At 41.4% G+C, this 21,080-nt stretch carries 20 protein-coding genes; 11 read left to right on the forward strand and 9 right to left on the reverse strand.

Translation table 11 applies throughout. The annotated features are described in order from the left end of the window. The first annotated feature begins 167 nt into the window (after positions 1–167). Both MB09_RS15615 and MB09_RS12835 read left to right on the forward strand, forming a co-directional pair. Positions 168–1,142 (forward strand): T9SS type A sorting domain-containing protein, encoded by a 975-nt coding sequence (locus MB09_RS15615; protein WP_052671391.1) that lies wholly within the window; start codon positions 168–170, stop codon positions 1,140–1,142. An 86-nt stretch (positions 1,143–1,228) separates the two neighbouring features. Continuing rightward, positions 1,229–2,206, forward strand: a complete 978-nt coding sequence (locus MB09_RS12835; protein ID WP_045081411.1) for a LuxE/PaaK family acyltransferase — start codon at positions 1,229–1,231, stop codon at positions 2,204–2,206. Between the two features lie 166 nt (positions 2,207–2,372). On the opposite strand, the gene tyrS is transcribed toward MB09_RS12835, so the two are convergent. After that, entirely contained in the window at positions 2,373–3,671 is a 1,299-nt protein-coding gene (gene tyrS, locus MB09_RS12840; RefSeq protein ID WP_045081326.1) for a tyrosine--tRNA ligase, read from the reverse strand. Between the two features lie 198 nt (positions 3,672–3,869). Between tyrS and MB09_RS12845 the strand changes: the two genes are divergently transcribed. After that, complete coding sequence (locus tag MB09_RS12845; protein ID WP_045081327.1) at positions 3,870–4,874, forward strand: NAD-dependent epimerase/dehydratase family protein; 1,005 nt, start codon at positions 3,870–3,872, stop codon at positions 4,872–4,874. On the opposite strand, the gene MB09_RS12850 is transcribed toward MB09_RS12845, so the two are convergent. The 3 genes from MB09_RS12850 to MB09_RS12860 all read right to left on the reverse strand — a co-directional run bounded on the left by MB09_RS12850 (position 4,871) and on the right by MB09_RS12860 (position 7,462). After that, complete coding sequence (locus MB09_RS12850) at positions 4,871–5,302, reverse strand: DUF4296 domain-containing protein (RefSeq protein ID WP_045081328.1); 432 nt, start codon at positions 5,300–5,302, stop codon at positions 4,871–4,873. The genes MB09_RS12845 and MB09_RS12850 overlap by 4 nt on opposite strands. Continuing rightward, positions 5,302–6,642, reverse strand: a complete 1,341-nt coding sequence (locus tag MB09_RS12855; protein WP_045081412.1) for a dihydroorotase — start codon at positions 6,640–6,642, stop codon at positions 5,302–5,304. Before MB09_RS12855 ends, MB09_RS12850 begins: the two co-directional genes overlap by 1 nt. Positions 6,643–6,712: 70 nt before the next feature. Further along, positions 6,713–7,462 carry a polyprenol monophosphomannose synthase gene (locus tag MB09_RS12860; protein ID WP_045081329.1) on the reverse strand — a complete coding sequence of 250 codons (750 nt, stop codon included), beginning with the start codon at positions 7,460–7,462 and terminating at the stop codon, positions 6,713–6,715. Positions 7,463–7,577: 115 nt separating this feature from the next. Here MB09_RS12860 and MB09_RS12865 point away from each other — a divergent pair, with 115 nt between their 5' ends. Further along, positions 7,578–8,231, forward strand: coding sequence for a DUF4271 domain-containing protein (locus tag MB09_RS12865; protein WP_045081413.1), 654 nt, complete (start codon positions 7,578–7,580; stop codon positions 8,229–8,231). A gap of 32 nt (positions 8,232–8,263) precedes the next feature. Beyond that, entirely contained in the window at positions 8,264–9,013 is a 750-nt protein-coding gene (locus tag MB09_RS12870; RefSeq protein WP_045081330.1) for a uroporphyrinogen-III synthase, read from the forward strand. A 70-nt stretch (positions 9,014–9,083) separates the two neighbouring features. Here the strand turns inward: MB09_RS12870 and pckA are convergent, their stop codons facing one another. Together pckA and MB09_RS12880 are read right to left on the reverse strand one after the other, a co-directional pair. Continuing rightward, positions 9,084–10,685, reverse strand: coding sequence for a phosphoenolpyruvate carboxykinase (ATP) (gene pckA / locus MB09_RS12875; RefSeq protein WP_045081331.1), 1,602 nt, complete (start codon positions 10,683–10,685; stop codon positions 9,084–9,086). A gap of 70 nt (positions 10,686–10,755) precedes the next feature. Continuing rightward, the gene (locus tag MB09_RS12880; protein WP_045081332.1) at positions 10,756–11,154 is read right to left on the reverse strand and encodes a DUF423 domain-containing protein; all 399 of its coding nucleotides are present in this window, start codon (positions 11,152–11,154) and stop codon (positions 10,756–10,758) included. A gap of 71 nt (positions 11,155–11,225) precedes the next feature. On the opposite strand from MB09_RS12880, the gene MB09_RS12885 reads away from it, so the two are divergent. Continuing rightward, on the forward strand, positions 11,226–12,593 hold the full coding sequence (locus MB09_RS12885) for a saccharopine dehydrogenase family protein (protein ID WP_045081333.1): 1,368 nt from the start codon (positions 11,226–11,228) through the stop codon (positions 12,591–12,593). Positions 12,594–12,663: 70 nt separating this feature from the next. Here the strand turns inward: MB09_RS12885 and MB09_RS12890 are convergent, their stop codons facing one another. The 3 genes from MB09_RS12890 to MB09_RS15620 all read right to left on the reverse strand — a co-directional run bounded on the left by MB09_RS12890 (position 12,664) and on the right by MB09_RS15620 (position 17,460). After that, positions 12,664–13,356 carry a zinc metallopeptidase gene (locus MB09_RS12890; protein WP_045081334.1) on the reverse strand — a complete coding sequence of 231 codons (693 nt, stop codon included), beginning with the start codon at positions 13,354–13,356 and terminating at the stop codon, positions 12,664–12,666. A 136-nt stretch (positions 13,357–13,492) separates the two neighbouring features. Further along, positions 13,493–16,513, reverse strand: a complete 3,021-nt coding sequence (locus tag MB09_RS12895; protein ID WP_045081414.1) for a leucine--tRNA ligase — start codon at positions 16,511–16,513, stop codon at positions 13,493–13,495. Between the two features lie 86 nt (positions 16,514–16,599). Continuing rightward, positions 16,600–17,460 carry a UbiA family prenyltransferase gene (locus MB09_RS15620; RefSeq protein ID WP_165586709.1) on the reverse strand — a complete coding sequence of 287 codons (861 nt, stop codon included), beginning with the start codon at positions 17,458–17,460 and terminating at the stop codon, positions 16,600–16,602. A 132-nt stretch (positions 17,461–17,592) separates the two neighbouring features. Between MB09_RS15620 and MB09_RS12905 the strand changes: the two genes are divergently transcribed. The 5 genes from MB09_RS12905 (at position 17,593) to MB09_RS12925 (ending at position 21,075) form a co-directional block, all read left to right on the forward strand. Beyond that, a complete protein-coding gene (locus MB09_RS12905) occupies positions 17,593–18,471 on the forward strand; it encodes a cell division protein FtsX (RefSeq protein ID WP_045081335.1) in 879 nt (292 codons plus the stop codon). A gap of 63 nt (positions 18,472–18,534) precedes the next feature. Further along, a complete protein-coding gene (locus MB09_RS12910; RefSeq protein WP_045081336.1) occupies positions 18,535–18,798 on the forward strand; it encodes a DUF3098 domain-containing protein in 264 nt (87 codons plus the stop codon). Next, positions 18,798–19,592 (forward strand): undecaprenyl-diphosphate phosphatase, encoded by a 795-nt coding sequence (locus MB09_RS12915; protein WP_045081337.1) that lies wholly within the window; start codon positions 18,798–18,800, stop codon positions 19,590–19,592. The genes MB09_RS12910 and MB09_RS12915 overlap by 1 nt, the downstream gene beginning before the upstream one ends. Then, on the forward strand, positions 19,592–20,281 hold the full coding sequence (truB, locus tag MB09_RS12920) for a tRNA pseudouridine(55) synthase TruB (protein WP_045081338.1): 690 nt from the start codon (positions 19,592–19,594) through the stop codon (positions 20,279–20,281). The genes MB09_RS12915 and truB overlap by 1 nt, the downstream gene beginning before the upstream one ends. 71 nt (positions 20,282–20,352) lie before the next feature. Continuing rightward, on the forward strand, positions 20,353–21,075 hold the full coding sequence (locus MB09_RS12925; protein ID WP_045081416.1) for a hypothetical protein: 723 nt from the start codon (positions 20,353–20,355) through the stop codon (positions 21,073–21,075). Positions 21,076–21,080 lie beyond the last annotated feature (5 nt).

A 21,080-nucleotide genomic window follows, 5' to 3' on the forward strand; every position in this document is an offset into this window, starting at 1 on the left:
TTAGCACGCTTATTGTTAACCATTGCATAACGTTTTGATAATATATCTCTTTAGGAAATTTTAATGCGAGGTTATCATTTCGTTAAATTAAGAATTTGATTTAAAATCAATTCTTTAAACCTAAAACATTTATTTATCTTTGTACAATAATTATTAAAATAACTGAAATGAAAAAAATTACTTTATTGGCGGCTCTTTTTGTGGGCGCCGTTTCTTTTGCGCAAATTGCGGGAACCAGTTTTGAGGAGCCAGAGGCGTTCCCCGGAAAGTATACCGATACCGGTGACCCGAACGTAGCGCACGATTTAATAAACAACAGTGGAGAGCCCTTGGTGAATTTTACCACTACAGGTGGCGAAATGGGCTTTAATGCTTCATACGTGCCTTACGATACCCCGGATGTAGGTCTTACAGATGGTGATTTTGTGGGCGTTACCGATTTCACGCCTTCTCCAACAGTAGTTTTTACTGACGGCGATAAGGGTTACCAAATGAACGACATTGACGGCAATATGATTGTTGAATTTGATCAAGTAAATTTAACCGCGGTTCCGAACCCAACTATTTCTTTGGATTTTCTTTTGTCTATTAATAGTACTCCTGCAAACGGAAACTACGAAGGCGATGGTACTTCTAACGAATCGGGATCTGACAGATTGCGTATTTATGTAAGAGACATTACCAACAGTACGGAGATTGATCTATTCAATTCAACGGGGTCTGATCTTGATGATTTTGTACCTTTTGATTCTGGAAGTGGGGAGTACCAATTGCAATGGCAAACCGCTACGGAAAATCTTCCAAGTAGCCTTGTACAGCTTGTTATTGAAGGAAGAACCAATGCTAGTGCCGAGTCCTTTTGGTTTGACAATATAGTTATTGATGGTACCATTGGGGTAAACGATCGCACAGCCGATCAATTCTCCATATACCCCAACCCAACAAGCAAAGGTTTCGTAAACATTACTTCTAAAGTAGCCGGTGCCAAGAGCGTTGCTATCTTTGATGTACTTGGTAAGCAAGTTGTAAATACTACGCTTATGGGCGACAGATTGGACATTTCAAAATTGAACAGCGGTGTTTATATCGTGAAAATTGAGCAAGGAAAGACTTCAACTACCAAAAAATTGGTTGTTAAGTAATCCTGCCTTTTAAATATTTTTAGAGCTCCTGTTTCGGCAGGAGCTTTTTTATTTACCTACTTTTGAAAAGATTTTTTTGATTGGTAATTATGCTCGAAAAGGAAATTTTTAACATCAAATCCGAAGCGGAATTGCAGCGACTTGCTATTGAAGTGTTCCGTTTCCAGTATGGAAATGTTCGCGTTTATCGCAATTTCTGCGACCTGTTGAATACGAAAATTTCCGAGGTAAAAACAATTGCGGACATACCCTTTTTACCCATTCAATTTTTTAAAAGCCATAAGATACTTGCCGAAAATAGTTTAGAGGAAACGGTCTTTACCAGTAGTGGCACAACCGGCAGTATAAACAGCAGGCACTACGTTTCCGACATAGGATTATACGAAACCAGTTTTTTGAAAGCTTTTGAAAGCAACTACGGCAAAACCGAAAATTTTGCAATCCTCGCATTGCTCCCTTCCTATTTGGAGCGCGAAGGGTCGTCACTTATTTATATGGTTGAAAAGCTGATTGAAAAAAGCAACAACCCCCACAGTGGCTTTTATTTATATGAAATGGACGCGCTCATTGAAAAGCTGGACGTTTTGGAAAAAAGCGGGCAAAAAACCTTACTTATAGGAGTGTCTTATGCCCTGCTCGATTTAATTGAAAAAAGAAAATTTCAGCTGAAAAACACCATTGTGATGGAAACCGGCGGCATGAAAGGCCGAAGAAGGGAGATGATAAAGGAGGAACTGCACGGAATTTTAAAAGAAGGTTTTGGTGTAGCCAAAATACACAGCGAATATGGAATGACCGAACTCCTTTCGCAAGCCTATTCCAATGGGGATGGAATCTTTAATTGCCCGCCTTGGATGAAAATCATGACCCGCGATACGGAAGACGCGCTCGCCTATACCATGGGCAGGACGGGGGGCATAAACGTTATCGATTTGGCCAACCTTTATTCCTGCACCTTCGTTGCGACGCAGGATTTGGGAAAAACATTTCCCGATGGCTCCTTTGAGGTTTTGGGGCGGTTTGACAGCAGCGACATCAGAGGGTGCAATCTCATGGTTTTTTAAACAAATATTTAACACAGTTGGCTGAAATTCAGCGTAAGTATTTGTGTAATCCCACGACCAAACCATTGTGAAAAACTGATGATTTTTCATAATTTGGTTGGTTAGTTAATTGAGAAATCCCCGTGCAAGCTTTGCCGGGGATTTTTTTTATTCAAAAGATTTTCAACTAAACGGCCTTTATAATAAAGTAATTCTTCTTTCCGCGCTGCAACAATACGAACTGTCCGTTAATCAAATCACTTTCAGAAACCGTGAAGTTCTCTTGTACTTTTTCCTTATTTACCGAAATTGAATTTTCCTTCAAAGCACGACGGGCCTCACTGTTTGATTTTAAAAATCCAGTCTTTTCAGATAAAGCGTCAATAATATCAATTCCACTTTTAAGTTCCTCTTTTGAAATTTCGGCCTGCGGCACGCCTTCAAAAACATCGAGAAAGGTTTTTTCGTCCAGCGTTTTTAAATCTTCGGAAGTAGAATTTCCAAATAATATCTCGGATGCTTTTACGGCTTTCTCAAATTCTTCGGCACTGTGTACCGTGGTGGTTACTTCCTGCGCCAAGCGTTTTTGAAGCAGGCGCATGTGCGGCGCCTCTCTATGCGCAATAATTAAATCGTCGATGGTTTCTTTATCCAAAAACGTAAAAATCTTGATGTATTTTTCGGCATCCTCGTCAGTTGAGTTCAGCCAGTATTGGTAAAATTTATAGGGTGAAGTTTTACTCGCATCCAGCCATACGTTTCCGCCCTCACTTTTCCCAAACTTGCTGCCGTCACTTTTTGTAATCAGCGGGCACGTTAAGGCATAGCCTTTTGTGCCGTCCATTCTTCGTAGAAGTTCCGTGCCGGTGGTAATATTTCCCCATTGATCGCTACCGCCCATTTGAAGGGTGCAGTTTAGGTTTCTGTTTAAGTGGACAAAGTCGTAGCCTTGAATCAATTGGTACGTAAATTCCGTGAATGAGAGCCCGTCGGCACTCTCGCCGCTCAACCTTGTTTTTACCGAATCCTTGGCCATCATATAATTTACGGTTATGTGCTTCCCTACATTTCGAATAAAATCCAGAAACGAAAATTCCTTGATCCAATCATAATTATTTACCAGCACGGCCTGGTTTTCGGCACCGGAGGAAAAATCCAAAAATTGGGAAAGTTGGTTTTTTACACATTCCTGATTATGGCGCAGGGTGGCTTCGTCCAGTAGATTTCTTTCACTATTTTTCATGGACGGATCGCCGATCATTCCCGTGGCCCCGCCAACCAATGCCACCGGCTTGTGGCCGGAGCGCTGATAGAACGACAAAAGCATTATAGGCACCAAATTGCCGATGTGAAGCGAATCTGCCGTAGGGTCAAACCCCACATAGGCCGACCGCATGGTTTCCATAAGGTGTGCTTCGGTATCGGGCATCACATCGTGTATCATGCCGCGCCATTGTAGTTCTTCAACGAAATTTTTCAGCTTCATTTTTATAAAATTTCTGCAAAGATAGGGTTCTCATTTCAGATTGAGGAATTCAAAATTCAAAATTCAAGGTTTAGGATTGAGGCTTCTTTAGGTGTTTATCGAGTATTCAAAATTATTTATCGGGTCTCTACCCGTTTTCAGTCTCGATTTCGTTACGATAGCTATCGGAATCGATTTCAAAAAGATTATTTTCGCTGTATGATATTAGTAACCGGCGGCACAGGCATGGTAGGTTCGCACCTATTGTATTTTCTGTTGAAGGAAAACGGGAATGTGCGCGCTATTCACAGAAAGGATAGCGACGTAGCTGCCGTAAAGAAAGTTTTTGCGCTTTACACTGCGGAAGTGGATCCACTCTATAACAAGATAGAATGGGTAGAAGCAAATATTACCGATATTCCCGCCCTTACGGAAGCTTTTAAGGGAATTACGGAAGTTTACCACTGTGCGGCATTTATAAATTTTGACCCTTCAAAATACAAAATACTCAAAAAGGCCAATGTGGAAGGCACGGCGAATGTGGTGAACCTCTGCTTGGCGAATTCCATAAAAAAAATCTGTTATGTGAGTTCTGTTGCCACTTTGGGCAGCAATTTGAAGAGCGAATTAATTTCCGAAGAAACGCCGTGGAATGCAGACGAAAAAAATAATGTTTACGCCATTACTAAGTACGGCGCCGAAATGGAGGTTTGGCGCGGCACCCAGGAAGGACTGGATGCCGTAATCGTAAATCCGGGTATCATTCTCGGCACATCCCCGGATGGAGGCGGCAGTGGAGTAATTATTTCACTGGGCAAAAGCGGTATTCCTTTTTATCCCTCGGGAGCTATGGGCATTGTGGACGTGGTGGATGTAGCAAAAGCTATGGTGCAGTTGATGCGTTCTAATATAAAAAACGAACAATTTGTTTTAGTGGGAGAAAATTTGAGCTATAAGGAATTGCTTTCCAAATTGGCGCCCTTATTCGGAAAGAAGCCCCCAACCAAAAAACTGCCAAAGCAACTGATGTATTTTTTAAGCGGTATGGATTGGCTCTCCAATAAACTTTTCGGCACAAAAAGAAGACTTGTAAGGGCCACGGTACGCTCTATGTTTACGAAATCCAGATACGATTCCCAAAAAATAAAAAATGCAATTGGTTTTCAATTTACACCTACGGAACAAACCCTTAAACGCATTGCGAAAGAAAACAAAACACCTTAGATTAAACTATCCCTTTTAGGTTCAGCAATTGTCCTTTCTTTATTCTGCTGTGATTCTACACTATCGTTACGCTTTCTGTCCAGATCGCGTATGCTATCCAATTTTTTCTCCATTGCAACCAGTCTGGCCTCGACTTTTTGAAAAATATCCAGATACATATTTATATCTGCAGCATAATAATCATTGCTTTTTGCGAATTGGACGCTGTCCACTTCAAATTTTTTGAAAATCAACGAATCTACCTGGATTCCCTTGTCAATAATAGCCTGATTGTTTACGCTGCGGGCGGCGTTTGCCAGATAGGCCTCGGTAAGCACATCTACCATCTTTTCTTTGGAAATAAGATTTTTTGGCTTCTCCGGCCGCTCTACATTTTGGCAGCCTAAAATGCTTAGAATCAATACAAAGATGGGAACCCAATGTTTCATTATCTGTTAAAGGTAAGGCGTTCGGGATTGCTTTTATTCGGAAATTTTGAATTTTCATAAACCACTACTCCGTTCACCAAGGTATGCGTAACCCGCGATTTGAAGATGGTTCCCTCAAATGGCGACCAACCGCATTTGTAAAGCAGGTTTTCCTTTTTAACGGTCCAGGGAGAATTGAGGTCGACCAAAACCAAGTCTGCCTTGTACCCTTTGCGGATATATCCACGTTCCTTTATCTGAAAGAGGATTGCAGGGTTGTGTGCAAATTTTTCAACTATTTTTTCCAAAGAAATTTTTCCCTTGTGGTGCATTTCCAAAAGAGCTACCAGTGCATGCTGCACCAACGGTCCACCCGAGGGGGCATTTAGATATTTATTGTTCTTCTCTTCCAGGGTATGCGGCGCGTGGTCGGTAGCTATCACGTCTATTCGGTCGTCCAGCAACGCTTTTAGCAACCCGTCCCTGTCTTTTTCGGTTTTTACCGCGGGGTTCCATTTTATTTTGGTGCCCTTTGTTTTGTAATCTTCTTCGGTGAACCACAAATGGTGAATACACACTTCGGCAGTAATTTTCTTTTCCGCCAGCGGTTTTTTATTGCTGAAAAGATGCGTTTCCTTTTCCGTGGAAAGATGAAAAACGTGGAGTCGTGCCCCTGTTTTTTGGGCCAGTTTTATAGCATTTGACGATGAAATATAACATGCCTCCTCGCTCCGAATTTTTGGGTGGAGTTCTATTGGAATGTCCTCGCCATATTCCGATTTATATTTTTCAAGATTGTTTTTTATAGTTGTTTCATCCTCGCAGTGTGCGGAAATGAGCAATTTGGTTTTGCTGAAAATTTCTTCCAAAATTTTTGGATTGTCCACCAACATATTTCCTGTGGAAGAGCCCAAAAACAGTTTTAATCCCGCTACTTTTTGGGGATCTACTTTTAAAATTTCATCCAAATTATCATTGGTCCCGCCAAACATAAAGGAATAATTGGCCCACGAAGTTTTGGCGGCAATATCAAATTTTTCTTCCAGCAATTCAATGGTCGTGGCCTGCGGCACGGTGTTCGGCATCTCGATAAAAGAAGTAATCCCCCCCGCCACGGCAGCTTTCGATTCGGTTTCAATAGTGGCTTTGTGGGTCAGTCCCGGCTCGCGAAAATGAACTTGGTCGTCAATCATTCCCGGCAGCAGATAGCTTCCATCGGCATCAATCACCTTGGTATCGGCAGATTTTGCACTAATGGTTTCGGAAATTTCGGCAATACGACCATCCTGCACCAGCACATCGCCCTTTATGATTTTACCTTCGTTTACAATATTTGCGTTTTTAATTAAAACTGCTTTCATTTGGTTTTTATATGCTTCTTTTAAAGACAATTCAGAACATTTTAATCAATGTTCCCCGCTTTATAAAAAATTAGTGAAAAGATGTTTTATTAAATCTTTTCTTATTAAATACACTTTTAAATTTCATTGCAATTACTCCAAAAATAGCTTCGGAAATAATGCCCGAACTCATTTTTGACTCGCCTTTGGTACGGTCGGTAAAAATTACCGGCACTTCCTTTATCTTGAATTTGCTCAAGTAGGCCTTAAATTTCATTTCAATCTGAAATGCGTAGCCCACAAAACGAATGTTGTCCAAGTTTATTTTCTCCAGCACGCGTCTTCGGTAACAAATAAATCCGGCGGTGGTATCGTAAATATCGATTCCCATTACAAACTGCACATATTTTGAAGCCAACCACGACATCAGCACGCGGCTCATAGGCCAGTTTACCACATTTACGCCCTTCACGTAACGCGAGCCTATGGCTACATCGTTCCCTTCTTTGTGGCAGGCGTTGAAAAGCCTTATCAGGTCGTTGGGGTTGTGTGAAAAATCGGCGTCCATTTCAAAAATGTAGTCGTAGCCGTGCTGCAATGCCCACTTAAATCCTGCTATATAGGCCGTTCCCAGACCGGTTTTTTCGGCTCTTTTCAGCAAAAAAAGTTTTTCGGGATAGGTTTTGAAATTTTCCTCAACCACAGTCGCCGTGCCGTCCGGCGAATTGTCGTCCACCACCAAAACGTGAAATTCACGCTGTAATGAAAAAACCGTACGCAGCAGCCGCTCTATATTTTCAATTTCATTGTAGGTTGGCACCACCACTACCGCCTTGGACATACTGCAATTTTAGCGCAAATGTACCGTTTTTTGAAGAAATAAATGTGAAGTAAATTCTAATTGAGTCCTAAAAAAGGAAAATTATTTTACAGTACCTTTACCGGAAAAATTGAAGGTGGATTTCAGCGAAAGACTTATTGCGCCTACTGACTTTGCAACCTATTTGTTGGCGGCATGCTTCATTCTCTATGCCCTGGCCAAATATTTTTACCCCAAACGCTTCCACGAATTTTCCATGTTGCCCATTACCAATCAGTACTTTTTTGTTCACGGCAAAAATGACGAATTGAACCATCCTTTTAACATCATGCTGTTCGCGGCACAGATACTATGCGTTTCCATTTTTGTCTTTTTGCTTTTTAAGGTTTTTAACCCTTCGGAAATAGAAAGCAATGAATGGTTGTTTCTTCAAATTTGTACGGCCTACAGTGTTTTTGTACTGATAAAATTTTCTTTGGAAAAAATTGTCGCAAATATTTTTTCGATGGATGCCCTTATCAACAATTATCTGTACCAAAAATTGAGTTATCGCAACTTTTTGGGAATTTTGTTCTTTGCGGGCAATCTTTTTTTCCTGTACGTATATCCGCCCACCGCAACAGGCTTGCTCATTTTTGGCGGATGTTTGTTGGCCCTAAACGCTATTGCGCTGCTTTACAGCTACAAGAAAAACGGAAAATTGATATTAGGCAATTTCTTCTATTTTATTTTGTATCTTTGCGCACTTGAAATTTCCCCTTATATTATTCTTTATAAAAGCTTTGTATAAGGTATATTATTCTAAAAAAATCAGGACTATCTATGAAAGTGAAAACTATTTTGGTTTCCCAGCCCGAGCCTAAAATTGAAAACTCTCCTTATTTCGATTTGATCGAAAAACAAAAGGTAAAAATAGATTTTCGGCCTTTCATACACGTAGAAGGCGTATCTGGTAAAGATGTCCGGGCCCAAAAGGTTGATCTCAATAAATATACTGCTATAATTCTTACAAGCCGAAACTCTGTGGACCATTATTTCAGAATCGCAGAAGAGCTGCGTTTTAAGGTGCCGGACACTATGAAGTATTTCTGCTTGAGCGAGGCTGTAGCCTACTACCTTCAAAAATATGTGGTTTACAGAAAGCGCAAGATTTATGTGGGGAAAAGGACTTTTTCTGAACTTGCGCCACTTATAAAAAAATATAAAAACGAGAAATTCCTACTTCCCTCTTCTGATAAATTGAAGCCTGAAGTTCCCGAAGTACTCAACGAACTGAAGGTGGATTGGAAAGAAGCTACTTTTTACAAAACCGTAATCAGCGATCTTTCAGATCTGCGCGATGTGTATTATGATATTTTGGTGTTTTTCAGCCCCAGTGGAATACAGTCGCTTTTGGAAAACTTTCCAGATTTCAAACAGAACGAAACGCGCATCGCGGTTTTTGGAAATACTACCGTAAAAGCCGCCACCGAGGTAGGCCTGCGTGTAGATATACAAGCCCCAACCCCCGAGACACCGTCTATGACGATGGCTTTGGAAAAGTACATTAAAGAGGTTAACAACAAAAAATAAGCTCGATTTAATTGCAATAAAAAAAGGCTTGCCGCACTGGCAAGCCTTTTTGTTTTAAGCTATTTTGATTTTAAGCCGAAGCGGGAGCCCCTGAAAGGATTTCTTCATTGGCATAGGACTCAAACTTGGTGAAATTCTCTTTAAACGAATTCGCCAATTCCTTGGCTTGAATGTCGTAGGCCTTTTTGTTTTTCCACGTTTCCTTTGGGTTTAATATTTCCGAAGGAACGTTGGGGCAAGATTTAGGCATCATCAAATTGAAAATAGGGTGCTTTTCAAATTCCACATCCTTCAACTTTCCTTCCAACGCAGCAGCAATCATTGCTCTTGTGTATTTCAGTTTCATTCTGCTACCTACGCCGTATGGCCCTCCGGTCCAACCGGTATTGATCAACCAAACATTCACGCCGGAATCTTTCATCTTTTTGCTCAACATTTCAGCATATTCCGTAGGGTGAAGCGGCATAAACGGCGCTCCAAAACACGCGGAAAAGTTTGGGGTCGGCTCGTTGATTCCTTCTTCCGTACCCGCAACTTTAGCCGTATAACCACTTATGAAATGGTAAGCAGCCTGCCCCGGAGTAAGTTTTGAAATGGGAGGCAAAACGCCAAAGGCATCTGCCGTCAAAAAGAAAATATTCTTCGGATTGTAGCCAATGGAAGGCACTTGGATGTTCTTTATGTGATAGATAGGATAACTTACCCTTGTATTTTGCGTGATGGAAGTATCGGCAAAGTCAACTTCGCCATTTTCGTCCATCACTACATTTTCCAACAATGCTCCAGGTTTTATTGCATTGTAAATGTCTGGTTCCTGTTCTTCGGTCAAGTTTATAACCTTTGCGTAGCAACCGCCTTCAAAGTTGAAGATTTTATTATCCTCAGTCCAGCCGTGTTCGTCATCGCCAATCAATTTACGGTCTGGATCTGCGGATAGCGTTGTCTTTCCCGTTCCGGAAAGACCGAAGAAAATAGCGGTCTCGCCATCGTCGCCAACGTTTGCCGAGCAGTGCATTGGCATCGTATTTTTATCAACCGGAAGTATGAAATTAAGCGCAGAAAATATACCTTTTTTAATTTCGCCAGTATAACCGGTACCGCCAATTAAGGCAATTTTTCGGGTAAAGTTCAGGATAGCGAAGTTATGCTGGCGCGTTCCGTCAACTTCAGGATCGGCTGTAAATCCCGGGGCATTTACAATAAGCCATTCTGGGTCAAAAGACGCCAATTCCTCTGCCGTAGGGCGAAGGAACATGTTGTGGGCAAACATATTGGACCACGGCGTTTCATTGATAACACGTATGTTCAATTTGTATTCCTCGTCGGCGCAGGCATAACTGTCGCGCACGTAAATTTCCTTTTCGGAAAGATAATCAACAACCTTATCATAAAGTCTATCAAACATATCGGGAGGAAATGGAATGTTGATATTTCCCCACCACACCTTTTCGCGTGTAACATCGTCCTTAACAATAAATCTGTCCTTGGGGGATCTTCCTGTAAATTCTCCAGTATTTACAGCCAAGGCGCCGCTCGCAGCTTCTTTTCCTTGACCTTTTTGCAATGTTTCGTTGTGAAGTTCTTCAGAAGAAAGTTGATATTTAACTTTTGCATTCTTGATTCCGTATTTTTCAACTGAAATCGTTTTTGTAGCTTGGTTTTTATCGACCATACCTTTTTTAAATTTTGTAGAGTACAAAAGTAGCAAATCTAAAAGAGATTGAAGAAAATATGAAACAGATTTATTGCTTCTTTAACGTAAGCATTCTATAAGCAAACAAAAACCACCCGAGAATAAACATAAGCCCGCCGATTGGGGTTACAAATCCTATTTTAGCTGCATTAAAAGGCAAAATAGCATTCAGCGCAAGCAGATAGATAGAACCCGAAAAAAGCAGTATGCCAAGGATAAAAAACCAAAATACGGTTTTTTTTATTTTTTCCGGAATGGAAGGCGCCAAGCCCACGGCCAAAATAGCGAGGCAATGGTACATTTGGTACCGTATTCCGGTTTCAAAGGTAGTGAGTGCGGCAGCGTCAACCATATTCTTTAATCCGTGGGCGCCGAAAGCTCCCATTGCTATTGTAGCGGCGGCAAGAAATGAAGCCGTGACCACCATATTTTTATCGAAAACCGTCATTTTTAAAATTTGGAATTAGTAATTTCGTCCTTTACAAAATCTATCTCCAAAGTTAACAAAAAACTCCCCCAATGAGAAACATATTAATTATCGGCGCAGGAAGATCTGCCACAAGTTTAATCCGTTATTTGCTGGACAAAAGCGAAAAAGAAGACCTTTTTATAACCATTGGGGACATATCCATTCAATCTGCGCAGAAGTTCACCTCAAACCACCCAAACGCCCGCGGGATTATGCTCGACGTTTTTAACGATGTGCAAAGAAAGGAAGCGGTAGAAAACAGCGATTTGGTAATCTCCATGCTTCCCGCACGCTACCATATTGAAGTCGCCCGCGACTGTATTGAATTTGGAAAACATATGGTTACGGCCTCTTACGTGAGCAAAGAAATGCAAGCGCTGAACCACAAAGCCGAATCAAAAGGACTGGTTTTTATGAATGAAATCGGTCTCGACCCCGGAGTGGACCATATGAGTGCGATGCAGGTAATAGACAGAATACGCGCCAAAGGCGGAAAAATGCTGTTGTTTGAATCGTTTTGTGGCGGGTTGATTGCGCCGGAAAGCGACGACAACCTTTGGAATTACAAATTCACTTGGAATCCGCGAAACGTAGTTTTGGCAGGACAGGGCGGCGCTGCGGAATTTATTCAGGAAGGAAAATACAAGTATATTCCATATCACAGACTTTTCCGAAGAACAGAATTTATCAATATTGAAGGGTATGGCAAATTTGAAGTGTATGCCAACCGAAATTCCTTACAATACCAATCAATTTATGGGCTGGATAATATTTTAACGCTTTACCGCGGAACCATTCGCCGTGTTGGTTTCAGCCGCGCGTGGAATATGTTTGTTCAATTGGGAATGACCGACGACAGCTACACCATTCCCGATTCGGAAAACATGAGCTATCGCGACTTTGTAAACCTATTTCTTCCCTATTCGCCTTCAGATACGGTGGAATTGAAACTTCGCCACGCCCTGAAAATAGACCAGGACGATTTAATGTGGGAAAAACTGGAAGAGCTTGATCTTTTCACCAAGGAAAAAAAGTTGGGAATTAAAGATGCTACACCCGCCATGGGGCTTCAAAAAATATTGGAGGACAAATGGACACTGGCACCGCACGATAAGGATATGATCGTGATGTACCACAAATTTGGATACCAACTGAATGGAAAAAAATATCAAATAGACAGCCACATGACTCTTATTGGCGAAGACCAGACCCATACGGCAATGGCAAAAACCGTGGGGCTTCCGGTAGCAATTGCCGCCCTGAAAATTTTAAATGAGGAAATAACCACGCCCGGCGTACAGCTTCCAATCGCGAAAGAAGTTTACGAACCAATACTAAAGGAACTGGAAGAAAACGGAATTATCTTTCACGAGAAAGAAGTGGATTATTTGGGATACAATCCAGACAACCTTCATTAAAAGCATCTTCTTTAAACACCAAACCCGCCCATAAAAATAGGCGGGTTTGTTTTTGCATTAAATTTTTCTTCTAATCGCGACTTCCCAAGAAGATAGAAATAAAATATAGTAGTGTTGCCAAGGAACCAATTGCCGCCACCACATAGGTTCTAGCTGCCCATTTCAACGCATCCTTTGCGCCTTCGTGTTCCTGTGGCGTAACCATATTATTGGTTTCCAACCAGACTAGCGCACGCTTACTGGCGTCAAATTCCACCGGCAGGGTGATGAAGGCAAAAGCCGTGGTTACCGCAAAAAGTAAAATACCGATCCCGAAAACCCAGCTGCCAATTGCCGAACCTGTGGCAAACAAAATAAGGCCAGCCATGATTACAAAGTTGGAAAGTTTGCTCGAAACGCTTACCGCGGGAACGATGGTGGAGCGCAATTTCAGCCAACTGTAAGCAGTAGCGTGTTGCACGGCGTGGCCGCACTCGTGGGCCGCAACCGCTGCCGCCGCAGCATTTCGCTGCATATAAACTGGCTCGCTCAAATTCACCGTTTTCTTTGATGGATCGTAATGGTCGGTCAATTGACCGGGGACCGAAATAACTTGCACATCGGTAATGCCGTTGTCGGCGAGCATTTTTTCGGCAATTTCCTTTCCGCTCATTCCATTTTGAAGGTGGATTTTGCTGTATTCCTTAAACTTGCTTTTCAATTTGTGGCTTACGTACCAACTCACCAAAAAGATTAATCCTGCAATTATATAGTATCCAAACATAGGTTTTATTGTTTAAAGTTTGTTGTTTATAGTTTTTCTCTGTGTTCTTTGTCTTTGTGGTAAAAATTTTAATAACCACAGAGACACAGAGGCCACAGAGATTTTTTTTACAATATAGCAAATAGTGTGCAAATTTTTAACCCACGATATTTACGATTTTTCCGGGCACGATAATTACCTTTTTCGGCGTGCGCCCCTCTAAATACTGGGCTGTTTTTTCATGTGCCATTACGGCAGATTCTATTTCCTCCTTGCTTAAATCGAGTGGCAGTTCCAACGTAAAACGCATTTTTCCGTTAAAGGAGATTGGATATTCCTTGCTGCTTTCTACCAAATATTTCTCCTCAAATTTTGGAAAAGGTGCTGTGGAAATACTTTCCGAATGGCCCAATTTCTCCCAAAGCTCTTCTGCAATGTGTGGCGCGTAAGGCGAAATTAATATTGCCAACGGCTCCAAAACCTCACGTGAATTGCATTTTTCTGCCGAAAGCTCGTTCACCGCAATCATAAAAGAGGAAACCGAAGTATTAAAACTAAAGTTCTCAATATCTTCCTGTACTTTTTTAATGGTTTTGTGAAGTGTTTTCAAGGCCTCCCCCTGCCCCTCCGAAGGAGGGGTGTCCGTTACGTAAAAGCTTTCATCCGGCCCGGAATGGTACAATTTCCAAAGTTTTTTTAGGAAACCATGTACGCCCGTAATCCCGGCGGTGTTCCACGGTTTTGCCTGTTCCAGCGGACCAAGGAACATCTCGTACATTCTTAAAGTATCTGCGCCATATTGGTTGCAAATATCATCGGGGTTTACCACGTTATATTTGCTTTTGGACATTTTTTCTACTTCTCTCGAAACTTTGAAAGTGCCGTCTTCTTCGGTTATAAATTCTGCGTTTTTATATTCTTCTCGCCAATTTTTAAAGGTTTCAAAATTTAATTCATTATGAATATTAACAAATGAAACATCAGAATGAATTTGATTTATATCAAAAGTTATATTCCCAATTTCAATTTTATTGAGATAATTATTATTTAGAAGAAAATCTTTTATAAAATTTTGGTTATGCACTTTAGATGAACTGATAAATAATGTTGGTATTTTATCAGTCTTTTTTAAAATATCAAATATAATCTCGTTAGCATTTTCTCCCCAAGCAGAAACATTGAAACTTACTCTATTCACAAACGCACTCTCCCCCAAAATCATCCCTTGGTTTATCAGCTTTTTAAAAGGTTCGTCCACGGGCACCAAGCCGCGGTCGTGCATAAATTTTACCCAAAAACGGCTGTACAACAAATGGCCCGTGGCGTGCTCGCTTCCTCCAATATACAGATCCACGTTTTTCCAATAGTTTAATGCTTCCTTTGAGGCGAAAACCTCATCGCGTTTTTCGGCTTCCATATATCGGAAAAAGTACCAACTGCTTCCCGCCCAACCTGGCATCGTATTCAATTCCAAAGGAAAAACGGTTTTATGGTCAATCAAATCGTTGCTGACCACTTCCTTGGTTTCGGTATTCCACGCCCAAACATCGGCACGGCCCAACGGCGGTTCGCCTTCTTCGGTTGGTAGGTATTTTTCAACCTCGGGGAGGCGCAACGGCAAACATTCCGTAGGGATAATTTGCGGCATTCCATCTTTGTAATAAATCGGGAACGGCTCGCCCCAATAGCGCTGACGACTAAAAACAGCATCGCGCAAACGGTAATTTATCTTTCCTTTTCCAACACCTTTTTCTTCCAAAGCCGCGATTATTTTTTCCGTGGCTTCGGAATAGTTTAAATCATTTAGAAAATCACTATTTGTGATAATTGTATTTTCCTTATCGGAATAGGCTTCCTCAGAAATATCCGCATCCTTAAAAATATTCGGAATTGGCAGATTGAAATGTTTCGCAAAATCGTAATCGCGCTGGTCGCCACAGGGAACGCTCATTACCGCGCCTGTGCCGTAGCCCGCCAAAACGTAATCGCCAATCCAAATTGGGATGGGTTCCTTTGTAAATGGATGCTCGGCATACGCGCCCGTGAAAACACCTGTAATGTGCTTTACATCGGCCATTCGTTCGCGCTCGCTGCGTTTTGCGGTGGCTTCCACATACTTTTCAACTGCATCTTTCTGTTCGGCAGTGGTGATTTTTGAAACCAAATCGTGCTCCGGCGCCAAAACCATAAAACTTACTCCGAAGATGGTATCGGGGCGGGTTGTGAAAACTTCAATTTCGAGGGATGAGGGATGAGGTATGTGGGATGAGGTTTCGCCAACTCCTAACTCATAACTCATAACTCTAAACTTTACGCTCGCTCCTTTGCTTCTACCAATCCAATTGGTTTGCGAATCCTTCAAAGGTTGCGGCCAGTCTATTTTATCAAGTCCGTCAAGTAAACGCTGGGCGTAGGCTGTGATGCGCATACTCCACTGTTTCATCTTTTTTCGCACAACCGGATAGCCACCGCGTTCAGAAACGCCGTTTACTATTTCATCATTCGCCAAAACGGTTCCCAGATGCGGGCACCAGTTTACTTCGGTTTCGGCTAAATATGTCAATCTATATTTTAGAAGAATTTCCTGCTTTTTCGTTTCAGAAAAATCCAGCCATTCCGAAGCGGTGAAATGCGCAATTCCCTCATCGCAGACTGCATTTACGTGTACATTTCCTTCCGAAGAAAAAATGGCACGCAGTTCTTCAATGGAACGGGCTTTGTCTGCATCTTTATCATACCAACTTTCAAAAAGCTGTATGAAAATCCACTGTGTCCATTTGTAATATTCAGGATTTGAGGTACGCACCTCGCGGCTCCAATCGAAGGAAAACCCTATTTTGTCAAGCTGTTCGCGGTAACGGGCAATATTTTCTTCAGTAGTTTTTGCAGGATGTTGCCCCGTTTGGATGGCATATTGCTCTGCCGGAAGTCCGAAAGAATCATAGCCTTGCGGATGCAGCACATTATATCCTTGGTGGCGTTTGTAGCGCGCATAAATATCACTGGCAATGTACCCCAGCGGATGCCCAACGTGCAAGCCCGCGCCGGACGGATAGGGAAACATATCCAAAACATAATATTTCGGTTTGTCGCTTTTGTTCTCGGCCTTAAAAGTTTGATTTTCGGCCCAATGTTTTTGCCACTTTGCTTCTATCTCGTTGAAGTGATATTTGCCCATCTTCTTGTATTTCTTTTGAAAGTTATTTCCATTGGTGGAAAGAGCCGCAAATTTAAGGTTTATTGGAAGAAGTAAAACCCTATATTTTAAAAATTTGGATGCAGCAGATTTCCGGAATAAAGCACCCAAATCATCGAAAGAATTGCGGAAACGTTGATGGCAATTCCAAAGATTTTCATTTGCGTTACCGAATAGGGTCTGTCTTTGAAGAAAACGAAAATATCCAAAATAAGCCAAAGCGAAAAAACCGCCAAAAAGCCCGACAGCACCCAGTCATCAAACCAGAATTTCAGGATATACGCTTCAAATAATAGTAGAAAAAGCATTAAAAACTTCGCATTTTTTCTTCCTATTAAAACTGCAGTGGTTTTCTTTCCGACCAACTTATCGGGTTCAATATCCATAATTTCCCCAGCAATATGGGCTTGAAAAGCAAAGAGTGTGAGGTAAAGCATTGTTTGCCATGGAAGCATTTCCAAATTGTTCAGCTGAATACTGAAAAGTGCCGTGAAAACATATCCAACTTGTATTAAAATCTCAAACGGCGGGCGTTCTTTTAGTCGAAACGGTTTGTAGTTGTAAATGATATTAATAACAATCATAAACAATAAAAGAATGAAAAGTTCGACGCCGCCAACGTAAGCGAAATATGCCAAAAAGGGCACCATTACACAGCAGATGTGCCACGGTACGTTGGTTAGTTCTTCTTTGCTCAATTTGGCGCCAAAAAGATAGTTTCCCTTTCGCGGGTTTAAGGAATCTGCTTTGCCATCAGTAAAATCATTCAATCCGTAAACCAAGAAATTCAAAGGAAAAGTAACAAAGAAGAGTCCAACCCAAAAAAGTGGTTTTTCCCAAAAGTTTGAAGCTAGTTGGAATGGAACCAAATAAATCCAAATTGTTGGAAACCAAAGTCCCGGTCGGGAAATTTTTAGGGATTTTAGCAAATTTTTTATGATAATACCGAAATTTAGGGCACCCCAAAAATAATCTTATTATAACAAATTGGAAACTTTCGGCGTTGTTTAACACAAGATGCAAAATTACTTGTATTTTTACGGCAAAATTCAGCAAACCCTATGAGTTCTTCTTTTGAAAAATATCAAAAACGCAGATTGATTTCTTCCTATTTTTCAGTGGTCATCAGTATTTCGCTGGTGCTTTTTCTACTGGGATTGTTGGGCTTGTTGGTTTTGAATTCAAAAAAAGTTGCCGATTATTTTAAGGAACAAATTGCGATCACCGTTTTTTTGAAAGACACGGCGAAGGAAGTTGAAATCACCCAATTGAAGCAAAGTTTGGCGCTGGCTGAATATACAAAGTCTGCCACTTTCGTTTCAAAGGAAGATGCCGCAAAGGAGCACCAAGAAACTTTGGGCGAAAATTTCATTGAATATCTGGGCGAAAATCCACTTCAAAATAGCATTGACGTTTACATTTTGGCAGACTACGTTACGCCCGCAAAAATGGAGGAAATAACAAACGAGCTGAAAAGCAAGGATTTTGTGGACGATGTTATTTACGACAAGCCTTTGATTGCGCAGCTTACTGAAAACGTGAAACGCATTAGTTTTTGGGTTTTGGTCATCAGTGGAATTTTTACGTTTATCGCGGTATTGCTTATAAACAGTAGCATTCGATTGAGTATTTACGCAAAACGGTTTACCATAAAAACCATGCAGATGGTGGGCGCGACCAAGAAATTTATCCGCAAACCCTTTGTCTGGAAAAGTGTTCGATTAGGAATTGTGGGGGCCATTGTGGCAATGATCGGGATGGGCGTAGTGCTTTACTACCTCAATGAAAGTTTTCCACAGTTGCAATTATTGGGCGATCCGCTGCTCTTGGCGGTTTTGTTTATATTTATATTTTTAATGGGCGTTTTGATAACCTGGATAAGTACATTTATAGCTACGCAACGCTTTTTGAACCTGCGAACGGATGATTTGTATTATTGATAGTTTCTTTACAAATCAGTGAAACCTGTAACTTTGAACTTGAAACCTGAAACTTTTTAAACAATGGGAGAGAAAAAACGAAAAGAAGACTATAAGCCCGAATTTGTTTTTGAGCGAAAAAACTACAAATTCATGCTCATTGGCGTGGCGTTTATCGCCTTGGGTTTTATACTAATGACGGGTGGCGGCAGCGACGACCCGAACGTTTTCAATCCTGAAATTTACAATTGGAGAAGAATACGCTTGGCTCCCGCAATGGTGCTTTTGGGCTTTGCGATTGAAGTATATACCATTTTGTTGAAACCCGATAGCAAAGAAGAAAATTAGTGGATTATATAGACGCCATTATTCTTGGTATTATACAAGGTTTTACGGAATTTTTACCCGTTTCCTCCAGCGGCCATCTCGAAATAGGAAAAGCAATTTTGGGAGATACTTCGGTGCCCGAGGAAAGTTTGCTTTTTACGGTAATTCTCCACTTTGCTACGGCGGTCAGTACGCTCGTGGTTTTTAGAAAAGATATTATTCAGATTTTTGGGGGCATTCTGAAATTTCAATGGAATGAAGAGACGCAATTTGCTTTTAAAATCGTTCTTTCCATGCTGCCGGCCGTTATAATCGGTTTGCTTTTTGAAGAGGAGTTGGAATCATTTTTCGGCGGAAGCATTGCTTTCGTAGGAGCTATGCTCATAATTACCGCTGTCCTTTTGTGGTTGGCAGATCGTTCCAAAAACACTGGAAAGCCAGTAACCATTAAGGATTCCATTATTATAGGAGTAGCGCAAGCCGTGGCTATGTTACCCGGAATTTCCCGAAGTGGCGCCACAATTTCTACCTCCGTACTTTTGGGCAATGACAAAACCAAAGCCGCCCGGTTTTCATTCTTAATGGTCGTTCCCTTAATCTTTGGGAAAATAGCAAAGGATCTTTTGAGTGGTGAAATATCAACCCACAACACAAATTTGGGCGTTATGGGCGTAGGTTTTTTGGCCGCATTTATCTGCGGACTTATAGCCTGCACTTGGATGATTTCACTCGTTAAAAAAAGCAAGCTGCGCTACTTTTCAATCTATTGTGTACTCATTGGCCTTATTGCCATCATTTCAAGTTTTTACGTGTAATGACTGCAGAGGATTACAAAGAAGGCCAAGTAATTTTGATAGATAAACCCTTGGAATGGACATCTTTCCAAGCGGTAAACAAAGTGCGTTGGTTAATTCGGAAATCCTTCGGAATAAAAAAAATAAAAGTGGGCCACGCTGGCACGCTCGATCCTTTGGCCACGGGGCTTTTAATTATTTGTACTGGAAAATTCACAAAAAAAATAGACGCGTTCCAAGCGCAGGAGAAGGAATACACGGGTACTTTTACACTTGGCTGCACTACGCCGAGTTACGATTTGGAAACGGAGATTGATCAAACTTTTGATATTTCAGAAATAACTTCAGAAAAAATACACGAAGCCACAAAACAATTCATTGGTGAAATTCAACAGCAACCGCCCGTTTTTTCGGCCTTGAAAAAAGAAGGAAAACGTTTGTATGAATTTGCCCGAAGTGGCGAAGAAGTTGAAATTCCTTTTCGAACCATTACTATTTCAGAATTTGAAATAACAAAGATTGCGCTTCCAAAAGTAGATTTCAGAGTGGTTTGCAGCAAAGGCACGTATATCCGCTCCTTGGCAAATGATTTTGGCAAGGCATTAAATAACGGCGCACATCTTTCTGCCCTGCGCAGAACCCGAATAGGTGAATTTTCTGTGGAAAAAGCCGTCGGTATTGAAGCTTTCGAGGCCTCGCTTCCAAGTTAAAATATCTTTAATACCATCTTAATTTTCAGCAGTTTTGTGGAATTTTGCACAAAATTTCGGTACTTGCAATAATGAATTTCAATTATTCATACAGAGCGTTCCTTATCACTTCCCTGCTTACGGGCAGTTTGGTGCTATTCCTATTCAGCGTGAAACTTTCAAAAGAACAGGAGGAAAACACTGAAGAAACCTATGATGTAGTGATGGCTCCCGAGGAATTGCTTCCCGAAGATCTCGCCATTGCCGAACTCACCCCTGAAAAAGTAAAGATTGAAACCAATCGCGCTTATAACGAAGCCGAAAAATTTATTTCCTCGGTTGAAAATGAAGACGAAGAAATAACCGAAACCACCGAAGGTAAACTTCAAGAAATGAACGAGGCTTTGGAAAATTCAAAAAGCGACAACGGGAACGGAGCTACAGTAACAACAAAGCCAGAAAAAGAAAAAAAGAAAAAATTCTCCAATAGCGAAACCGGAAAAGAGGGCGAGGCAGTTGTAAAAAGCGGTAATCGCAACACCACCATTAGCTACCAGTTGGTAAACCGCAAGGATATTGACCTGCCAAATCCCGTCTATACCTGTTATGGCTCGGGAAAAGTGGTGATAAACGTGGAGGTGAACAATCTGGGAAAGGTTGTGAAAAATTCATATAACAAAACCGCTTCCACAACATCCAACGAGTGTTTGATTGATGCTGCGCTGGAATATTCCGAGCAGGCGCGTTTCAGTACGGATGCCTCCAAGGCGAAACAGTTGGGTACGATTACCTTTAATTTTCCCGGGCAACAATGAAAAAA

Origin of the sequence: Aequorivita vladivostokensis (assembly GCF_000952855.1) — a bacterium.
GTDB classification, from domain to species: domain Bacteria; phylum Bacteroidota; class Bacteroidia; order Flavobacteriales; family Flavobacteriaceae; genus Aequorivita; species Aequorivita vladivostokensis.

Bases quoted from the DNA above. Each gene is read 5' to 3' on its own strand.
- MB09_RS12925 (WP_045081416.1), top strand. From the start codon at position 20,353: ATGAATTTCAATTATTCATACAGAGCGTTCCTTATCACTTCCCTGCTT.
- truB (WP_045081338.1), top strand. From the start codon at position 19,592: ATGACTGCAGAGGATTACAAAGAAGGCCAAGTAATTTTGATAGATAAA.
- MB09_RS12895 (WP_045081414.1), bottom strand. From the start codon at position 16,513: ATGGGCAAATATCACTTCAACGAGATAGAAGCAAAGTGGCAAAAACAT.
- MB09_RS12855 (WP_045081412.1), bottom strand. From the start codon at position 6,642: ATGAAAGCAGTTTTAATTAAAAACGCAAATATTGTAAACGAAGGTAAA.
- MB09_RS12905 (WP_045081335.1), top strand. From the start codon at position 17,593: ATGAGTTCTTCTTTTGAAAAATATCAAAAACGCAGATTGATTTCTTCC.
- MB09_RS15615 (WP_052671391.1), top strand. From the start codon at position 168: ATGAAAAAAATTACTTTATTGGCGGCTCTTTTTGTGGGCGCCGTTTCT.
- MB09_RS12845 (WP_045081327.1), top strand. From the start codon at position 3,870: ATGATATTAGTAACCGGCGGCACAGGCATGGTAGGTTCGCACCTATTG.
- MB09_RS12890 (WP_045081334.1), bottom strand. From the start codon at position 13,356: ATGTTTGGATACTATATAATTGCAGGATTAATCTTTTTGGTGAGTTGG.
- pckA (WP_045081331.1), bottom strand. From the start codon at position 10,685: ATGGTCGATAAAAACCAAGCTACAAAAACGATTTCAGTTGAAAAATAC.
- tyrS (WP_045081326.1), bottom strand. From the start codon at position 3,671: ATGAAGCTGAAAAATTTCGTTGAAGAACTACAATGGCGCGGCATGATA.
- MB09_RS12880 (WP_045081332.1), bottom strand. From the start codon at position 11,154: ATGACGGTTTTCGATAAAAATATGGTGGTCACGGCTTCATTTCTTGCC.
- MB09_RS12850 (WP_045081328.1), bottom strand. From the start codon at position 5,302: ATGAAACATTGGGTTCCCATCTTTGTATTGATTCTAAGCATTTTAGGC.
- MB09_RS12870 (WP_045081330.1), top strand. From the start codon at position 8,264: ATGAAAGTGAAAACTATTTTGGTTTCCCAGCCCGAGCCTAAAATTGAA.
- MB09_RS12885 (WP_045081333.1), top strand. From the start codon at position 11,226: ATGAGAAACATATTAATTATCGGCGCAGGAAGATCTGCCACAAGTTTA.
- MB09_RS12860 (WP_045081329.1), bottom strand. From the start codon at position 7,462: ATGTCCAAGGCGGTAGTGGTGGTGCCAACCTACAATGAAATTGAAAAT.
- MB09_RS12910 (WP_045081336.1), top strand. From the start codon at position 18,535: ATGGGAGAGAAAAAACGAAAAGAAGACTATAAGCCCGAATTTGTTTTT.